The 2,784-nt window shown below is 41.6% G+C and carries 3 protein-coding genes; 2 read left to right on the top strand and 1 reads right to left on the bottom strand.

What is annotated here, in order from left to right; genetic code table 11:
* The coding region (locus ACNPNW_RS16090) for a TonB-dependent siderophore receptor (RefSeq protein ID WP_448767170.1) at positions 1-1,676 on the top strand (1,676 nt) is incomplete at its 5' end.
* 28 nt (positions 1,677-1,704) lie between these two features.
* The gene (pnuC, locus tag ACNPNW_RS16085; RefSeq protein WP_159138859.1) at positions 1,705-2,274 is read left to right on the top strand and encodes a nicotinamide riboside transporter PnuC; all 570 of its coding nucleotides are present in this window, start codon (positions 1,705-1,707) and stop codon (positions 2,272-2,274) included.
* Between the two features lie 177 nt (positions 2,275-2,451).
* Here pnuC and ACNPNW_RS16080 read toward each other — a convergent pair.
* Positions 2,452-2,784, bottom strand: a 333-nt coding sequence (locus tag ACNPNW_RS16080) for an aldehyde dehydrogenase family protein (protein ID WP_448767169.1), incomplete at its 5' end; no start/stop codon positions are given.

The following is a 2,784-nucleotide window of genomic DNA, read 5'->3' as shown; positions in this document are numbered from 1 at the left end:
ATTATGTCACCAAGCGACCCAAAGATATCCAGGCCCTGACATTCTCTGCCGATCAACACGGCCAGTTTTCAGTGGCAACTGATCTCGGTGGTTTTTTGGGTGATGAGCAGCAATTCGGATATCGCATCAATCTGGTGAATGAGCAGATTGAGTCTTATGTCGATCACGTGGATGGTGAGCGCTATCTAGCGGCATTGGCCTTAGATTGGAAAACATCTGAGCAATCCAAATTAGAATTTGATCTTGAAGCACAGCGTTCCGAACAAAAATCAGTGCCAGGTTATCAATTACTGGATGGTAAAGTCCCAGAAAATGTGAAATGGGACCGATTGCTGGGTTATCAGACTTGGGGCAAACCGGTCACGATCGATAGTCTGAATAGCAGTTTAAAATATAGCTATGCATTGAATGATGACTGGAACTTGGGACTCGTCGCAGCCCACAGTAAATCCAGAGTTGATGACTATTCAAGCTTTGCTTATGGTTATTATCGGGAAGGCTGTCTGGAAGAGTATTCCTGTAACACGTTTGGTAAAGCTGGCGAGTATGATATTTACGATTATCAGAATCCAGATGAAACCTTTAAAACCAACCAATTTAAAGTCAAACTAGATGGGGTGATTGATACCAATTGGGCGCAACATTATCTACATTTTGATATTACACAAACCAATAAATCGCGAGATCGTTTTGCTGGTGTCAATGAATGGAAATGGATTGGTGTAGGTAATATTTATACAGAAACCATAGATTTTTCCCCAGTAACAGCGAATGCTGGACCAAAATATCAAGTACTTAAAAGTAAACAAACTGCATTTACAGCATTAGACCGTATTGAATGGAATAAACAGTGGTCTACTTTGATTGGCGGAAAATGGATTGAGCTTGATGAGCAAGCTTATGGTGAAGGTCAGGTAAAAGTACGCGATACCGATTTAGGCAAATTTTTACCGCAATTTGCGATCAGCTATAGCCCCTTGGAATCGACTACCGTCTATGCCTCGTATGCGAAAGGCTTGTCAGATGGAAAGACAGCACCTTTGTTTGCAGAGAATGCGGCTGAAACTCTAGCGCCGATCTATTCAGAGCAATATGAAATTGGCCTAAAACAACAGATCAAGCAGTTTTTATTGACTGCCTCGCTATTTGATTTACGCCAAGACAACCAATATAGCAAGCCGATTTCAGGACTTCGCTATTTTGTTGCGGAAGGCGAACAACATAGTCAGGGTCTGGAGCTCGGACTGAATGGTGCATTAACCGATCATCTGGCCTTAACTTCATCTTTAGCCTTGACTAAAGCCCGTTTAGAAAATGTAGAAGCGGTTGAATATGGCAATCATCAGGCGCAAAACGTGCCAAAAGTTCGTTTCGCAACACATCTTCGCTATAACGTACCGAGCATTGCAGGTTTCACTGTTCTGGCAGGTGGTCAATACAGTTCCAGCAAATATGCCAACAAAGAGGGTGCTGCGAAAGTCGCAGGTTATAGTGTGGTTGATTTAGGCGCTGCTTATCAATTTAAACTAAATACGACCGATGCATTGCTACGCTTGAATATTAATAATCTGTTCAACAAGAAATACTGGCGTGATGCAGGTGAATTTTTGGGTGACGATTATTTATTCTTGGGTTCGCCGCGTACAGCAACCTTGTCATTCAATCTGAACTTCTAAATTGGCTGCTTAATCAGGTTATATTGTTATGGAAAATATAGAAATTGCAGCGTTCATTTTAAACGTTTTAGGTGTCTGGCTGACCTCCAAACAATATAAAGTCTGCTGGTTGGTGAATATTGTCGCTGTATTTTTATATATGATTATTTTTTATCGTGTCAATTTATTTGCAGACGCAGCATTACAAGCCGTATTTATCTTGATGCAACTGTATGGCTGGTATAGCTGGTCGAAGAAAAATCATGACCAGGCTATCACCGTGCAGATTGGCTATTTGAATAAAAAAATCTGGGTATATAGCCTGATTGTGGGTATTGTCGCCGGTCTGGTGATTGGCGCCTTATTTGCTCATTTCACCACAGCATCACTCCCTTGGTTGGATTCCATGTTGGCTTCTTTTAGCTTGGTGGCAAGTTATTGGGCGGCAAAAAAATATATTGAAAGCTGGGGCTTGTGGTGTGTGTTAGATGTGATTTATGTCGGCATGTATAGCTATAAGTCATTGTATTTAACCGCCATGCTTTATTTTATTTTTATTCTTCTGGCACTCAATGGCTGGAGAATGTGGCGAAATCTTTATAGAGTGAAATTATCTTAAAATGACACTATTGCAAATAGAAATTTGAGGTGATGCTCTTTCCTTTAAAAAAAGTATTTATAGACTAAAAACTTTATTTGAATTGGCCGCAGCTTGAAGATGTTGCTGATATTTTGTGAAAGCTAGCTACCATACATTCAAAGCGAACCGAAGTTCGCTTTGAATGTATTTCACTTCTTAAAAGAACCCGGCTGGTTTGGTCGAATAGCTGACTAGCAAGTTTTTAGTCTGCTGATAATGATCCAGCATCATTCTGTGATTCTCACGCCCAATCCCTGATTTTTTATAACCACCGAAAGCCGCATGCGCAGGGTAGATGTGATAACAGTTAGTCCAGACCCGACCTGCCTGAATAGCACGGCCTGCACGGTAAGAGGTATGCGCTGAGCGTGACCAGACACCGGCACCGAGTCCATAAATCGTATCATTGGCGATCTTGATCGCATCATCGAAGTCTTTGAAGGTGGTCACAGCCAGTACAGGCCCGAAGATTTCTTCCTGGAAGGTCTT

The sequence above is a fragment of the Acinetobacter endophylla genome (assembly GCF_053543775.1).
This window is presented reverse-complemented; position numbering and strand designations above follow the sequence as displayed.

Excerpts from the sequence above, each read along its gene's own strand:
- pnuC (WP_159138859.1), top strand. The coding sequence starts at position 1,705 with ATGGAAAATATAGAAATTGCAGCGTTCATTTTAAACGTTTTAGGTGTC.